Below are 5,124 nucleotides of genomic sequence, written 5' to 3' on the forward strand. Positions count from 1 at the left end.
GGCGGACCGCCGACGTTCACCCGGCGGCGGCGTGGGGTCGAACCAGGCACCTTCGGCACCGGGTCACGGGCTGTTCGGGCGCCGCGTAGAAGGTCACTGAGGACGGCTGCCTGGCTGTGCTCGACGTCTCGGGTGGCCGTCAGCAGCGTGACGGTCCTCGTGCGGGTCAGTTCCCGGAGCCGGTCGAGGGCGGCTGCTGGTCGGGCGTCGCGGAGTTCGACCAGGTAGCGGTCCCGGAACTCGGTGAAGCGTTCCGGTCGGTGGCCGTACCAGCGGCGCAGTGGCGTGGACGGCGCGATGTCCTTCACCCACTCATCGAGATGGACCGCAGCCTTGGTCAGACCGCGTGGCCACACCCGGTCGACCAGCACCCGGGCGCCGTCATCGGGTGAGGGATCATGGTAGACCCGGCGGAGCCTTACCTGCCTTTCCATAGGTCCTCCTCGATGGAAATCGCTCGCGGATTGCCACACGGACCGCGGTGCGAGGTGTCGTCGCAATGCTCGCGCCATGCCCTCATCGCGGGACAGGTGTGTGGCCAGCACCTAGCGCGGTGACAGATTGCCGGGTCCCGGCAACGCCGGGCGCGATGGTTGCCCTACCCCGGCATCAGCTCGACCTGGTGGTGTCTCACCGGAAGGGGCCAGGCGGAGGCCGATCACCGCGGCGGGGGATCGGTCCGGCGGCTCCGCGCGAAACGCGAGCGATGATCGGGTGCGAGTTCCGTGTGCCGGCCACGTCCACGCGGTGTCGGCAGACCCGACGAGGGCTGGCCGGCCAGAGGCTGACGGGATTGGTGGTGTAGGCGACCGTCCGATTCGCTGGCCCGCGCCGCGGTGTCGTGAGCGCCCTAGTGCCGAGCATCGGCAAGTTGCGGCACCCGACCTGACCGGCGACGGCACCTGTGCCGGACCGGACCGACGGCAATCATTGATGGTGATCGAGGCGACGTCGGCTCGATAACAGAGTGGTCCGGCCGGCGGTCGTCGCTGCAGAGCAGTGTCCATGAACAGGGCAGAACGAGGGCCACGTGGCCACGATCCAGCAGTTCCATGCCGCGCAGCCCCGTCACCCGTCACCGCATCGATACTTGAGGAGTCGCAGATGAGTATTGCCCAACGAACCGCAGAAACGACCTGGGAAGGCTCGTTGACCGCCGGCGGCGGAGTGATCCGCTCGGGGAGCGACGCACTCGACGGGCTGGACGTGACCTGGGCGGCGCGCACGGAGACGCCCGGCGGCAAGACCAGTCCCGAGGAATTGGTTGGCGCCGCTCACTCGTCCTGCTTCGCGATGGCACTCACGCTGCTGCTCGGCAAGGCCCACACGCCACCGGATCGCCTCAACGTCGCGGCAACGGTGACCCTGGACGACGTCGACGGCGTACCGACCATCGTCTCCTCCACGCTGCGCGTGGACGGCTGGGTGCCCGGGCTCGACGCGGCAGGCTTTCAGAAGGTAGTGGACGACGCAGCCGCATTGTGCCCCGTCTCACGGCTGTTCGCCGGTGCTCGGATCAGCGTCGAAGCCACCCTGCAGCCGAGCTGATTCACGCCAGTCACCCAGGCGGCAGCGAACCACCTCGACATGATTGGCCGTGCGGGCGGCGGACCTGGTTAGGCCGTACCCGTTGTCGGGGTCGCATCCCGGGCGGTGGCACTCAGGACCGGGTGCTGAGGGTCCCGTGCTTGCGGACGGTCGGCAACCACGCGCCCTGGTGTTGACCGGTGCGGCCCGCTGCCATCGCGTTCAGGGCGGCACAGGCTGGACAGACGGGTGGTTGTTCTGGAACGAGCCGGGAGGCCGACGGTGACAAGTCACATGCTGACCCTGGCAGCGGGCCGCGTGCGGCCGCCCCGAGGAACGGTGTTCGACCGCCCGGTTGCCCCGGGGACGCGCCGGTCGCATCCGACATCGACCGGCGATCATGACAGTGGCGGGACTCGGCTGTGGAACGTCGAGCACGGTGTCCACGCCGCGCCACGCGCCGTCTACGCGCTGAGCCGGCAGCCCTTCACCGCGGGCGGAAGTCACCGTAGATGGCCACCGCCCGCACCGTGGCAGTGCCACACCCACCCAGCCGGTCTGGCGGTGGTTGGCATCCGTAGCCGCTACTCGAGCTGTGAAAGGACCATTGAGGTGACCAGCACCGTGCAGGATCCGATCGACCTGCTCCGCACCAGCTTGGAGGAGCAGTTCCAACGGAGCACCGACCAACTCGCCGAGCTCACCGTGCGCAGCCGGCAGCGGAGCCACGGCGGCTACGACCACGACACTCTCGCCGCGCTCATCGCGTCGGCCCGCCAGGCGGTGTCCGACACCGCTCACGCGCTGCGTCGCATGGCCGAGGGCAGCTGCGAACGCTGCACGGCCGACATTTCGCTGCAACGACTGGAGATCCTGCCGCATGCCCGGTTCTGCGTGCCGTGCCAGCGCAGGCAGACCGGCTGATACCACCGGCACCGACGACGAGCGTCACCGCACGACGATGCACGCGACAGGACATCGGCACACCGCCCGGAGGCCTTCATGCGTTTCTCGCTGACTCGACATCACCGTGACGACGGCCTGGTCACGCTTGCCCTCGCCGGCGACGTGGACATGGGCGCCGTCGACGCGCTGGTATCAGCCCTTCAGGACACCCTGCAGACACCGGACCGCATCGCTGTGGTCGTCGACCTGGCCCGGGTGACGTTCCTGGACTGCGCCGGTATCGGCGCGCTGGTGGTCGGCCGCAACACCGCCGTCAGCCGGGGACACCGCTACACGGTGGTCAACCCGCAGCGCCAAGTCCGCCGCGTCCTGGAACTCACCGGCGTCTTCACCGCCCTCACCGGGCGGCACCCGCAGCCGGCACCGGAGACCGCCCGAGCAGCGCGGTCACGCCGATCCCGGCGCCACCGCGACGACCGGCGGTGTGCGGCGAAACCGTCGACCGCCGGTGTTGACGCCTTGCCGCACGGATAGGAGCTAATGATGGAGAAATGGCCGTTGACGGCGCTCGTCGATGGACTGCTGAGCCGCGCGCTCAACGCGTCGAGCCGCCGCAACATGCGCACCATTGATGGCGGACGTCCGCACCTGCTCTACCAAAGCGTGATCGCGTTGGCCTGCGGCCAACGGATCGAGGAGCACGACCACCCGGGCGAGGCGACCGTGCAGGTGCTACGCGGGCGGGTGCGGGTCACGGCCGGCGATGACACCACCGACGTATCGACCGGTCAGCTACTCATCGTGCCCGACGTTCGACACTCGGTGATAGCCCTGGAGGACGCGGCCCTGCTGCTCACCGTCGCCAAACGAACGATACCGACTCCGGCTAACCGGGTGAACCCCGACCTGCCCGATTCCTACCAGCGTCATCACCAGCGCGGGCGCCGCCGCTGGCCCGTGAACGCACCGCTGCCCTAGCCACCGAAGACCGAGCCACGACGACGCATCGCAAGGAGAGAAGTCGATGAAAGACCCACACGTGTTCGTGATCGTAGGGGCAGGGCTGGCCGGGGCGAAGGCCGCGCAGACGCTGCGGGAGACCGGCTTCGGCGGCGAGATCGTGCTGCTCGGTGAAGAACCCGAACGGCCCTATGAGCGGCCGGCGCTGTCCAAGGGTCTGCTGCTCGGAACGGCCGAGCGGGAGTCGTTGTTCGTGCACGAACCCGGCTGGTACGCCGCGCATGATGTGGACCTGCGAACCGGCGTTCATGTATCCGCGGTCGACCGCGCAGCCCGGCAGGCCGAACTGGGCGACGGTCAGCGCATCGGCTACGACGCGCTGCTGCTGGCCACCGGTGCGACACCACGCGGCTTGGACGTCCCCGGCGCCGACCTCAACGGGGTGCTGTCGTTGCGGACCCTGCCCGACAGCGACCGGATCGCGGCCGCGCTCGCCGACGGCGGCCACCTGGTGGTGGTCGGTGCCGGCTGGATCGGGTTGGAAGTCGCCGCCGCCGCCCGACAGCACGGCGCCACGGTCACCGTCGTGGAACACCCCGAACTGCCGTTGCTGCGGGTGCTCGGGCCGGGCATCGCCCGGGTCTTCGCCGACATGCACCGCGACCACGGGGTCACCTTCCGCTTCGGCGCCACCGTGCGGGCCTTCCGCGGCGAGAGCCGGGTATCCGCTGTCGTGCTGGACGACGGCACCGAACTGCCAGCCGACGCGGTCGTCGTCGGCGTCGGGGTCCAACCCAACGTCGCGCTCGCCGAGCAGGCGGGACTGACCGTCGACAACGGCATCGTCGTCGACCAGGCGCTGCGCAGCAGCGACCCGCGTATCTACGCCGCCGGGGACATCGCCAACGCCTACCACCCTGTGTACGGCACGCATCTGCGGGTCGAGCACTGGGCCACGGCGCTGCACTCTGGTCCGGCCGCCGCCCGGTCCATGCTGGGCGCCGAGGTCGTCTACGACCGGCTTCCCTACTTCTACACCGACCAGTACGACCTGGGCATGGAGTACACCGGCTACGCCCCTTCCGGCGGCTACGACACCGTCGTGGTGCGCGGCGACCTCGCCAAGCGGGAGTTCATCGCGTTCTGGATCGCCGGCGGGCGGGTGATGGCCGGCATGAACGTCAACATCTGGGACGTCACACCGTAGATCGAGACCCTGATCCGCAGCAGCAAGCCGGTCGACCTCGCCCGGCTCGCTGACCCCGGCATCGCCCTCGAGGATGTCACACCCGTCGACACCCAGCCGCTCGCCTCCGGAAGGAGCAACAGATCATGACCAGTGGCCTGGCCGCTGCGATCGTGGTGGGCGTCGACGGCTCTCCACCCAGCCTGCACGCCCTGGACTGGGCCACCCGTGAGGCCGTCGCCCGGCACCGTCCGCTGCGGATCGTGCACGCGTTCCAATGGCCGCTGATCAACGAACTGATGGGACCACCGGCGGTAGGCCCGCCCGACGCCGGACTCCAGCACGCCGCCGAACAGATCCTGTCGGCCGCGGCCGACCGGGCCCGAGCCGCCGCACCTACCCTTCAGGTCAGCACCGACCTGCCGGCGGACGTGCCCGCGGCGGCACTGATCGACGCTTCCCATGACGTGGACCTTGTGGTCGTCGGCCACCGCGGCCTGGGCGGATTCACCGGCCTGCTCCTGGGATCCGTCGGCGTGCAGACC

The 5,124-nt window shown here is 69.7% G+C and carries 7 protein-coding genes; 6 read left to right on the forward strand and 1 reads right to left on the reverse strand.

Annotated features, from left to right (window positions below):
* A partial coding sequence (locus KBX08_RS32090) for a DUF488 domain-containing protein (protein ID WP_210787511.1) occupies nt 1-434 on the reverse strand: 434 nt, incomplete at its 3' end.
* A gap of 670 nt (nt 435-1,104) precedes the next feature.
* On the opposite strand from KBX08_RS32090, the gene KBX08_RS32095 reads away from it, so the two are divergent.
* From KBX08_RS32095 to KBX08_RS32120, 6 genes are all read left to right on the forward strand, one after another.
* Nucleotides 1,105-1,548, forward strand: coding sequence for an OsmC family peroxiredoxin (locus KBX08_RS32095; protein WP_112674664.1), 444 nt, complete (start codon nt 1,105-1,107; stop codon nt 1,546-1,548).
* A 591-nt stretch (nt 1,549-2,139) separates the two neighbouring features.
* Complete coding sequence (locus KBX08_RS34220) at nt 2,140-2,451, forward strand: TraR/DksA C4-type zinc finger protein (RefSeq protein WP_307850710.1); 312 nt, start codon at nt 2,140-2,142, stop codon at nt 2,449-2,451.
* A gap of 78 nt (nt 2,452-2,529) precedes the next feature.
* On the forward strand, nt 2,530-2,967 hold the full coding sequence (locus tag KBX08_RS32105) for an STAS domain-containing protein (RefSeq protein ID WP_139584718.1): 438 nt from the start codon (nt 2,530-2,532) through the stop codon (nt 2,965-2,967).
* Nucleotides 2,968-2,976: 9 nt separating this feature from the next.
* Nucleotides 2,977-3,411 (forward strand): cupin domain-containing protein, encoded by a 435-nt coding sequence (locus KBX08_RS32110; RefSeq protein WP_112675140.1) that lies wholly within the window; start codon nt 2,977-2,979, stop codon nt 3,409-3,411.
* Nucleotides 3,412-3,457: 46 nt separating this feature from the next.
* Nucleotides 3,458-4,600 (forward strand): NAD(P)/FAD-dependent oxidoreductase, encoded by a 1,143-nt coding sequence (locus tag KBX08_RS32115; protein ID WP_247670429.1) that lies wholly within the window; start codon nt 3,458-3,460, stop codon nt 4,598-4,600.
* Between the two features lie 125 nt (nt 4,601-4,725).
* On the forward strand, nt 4,726-5,124 hold a 399-nt coding region (locus tag KBX08_RS32120; protein WP_210787513.1), incomplete at its 3' end, for a universal stress protein.

This window comes from Micromonospora sp. H61 (assembly GCF_018070325.1).
Taxonomy (GTDB): domain Bacteria; phylum Actinomycetota; class Actinomycetes; order Mycobacteriales; family Micromonosporaceae; genus Micromonospora; species Micromonospora salmantinae.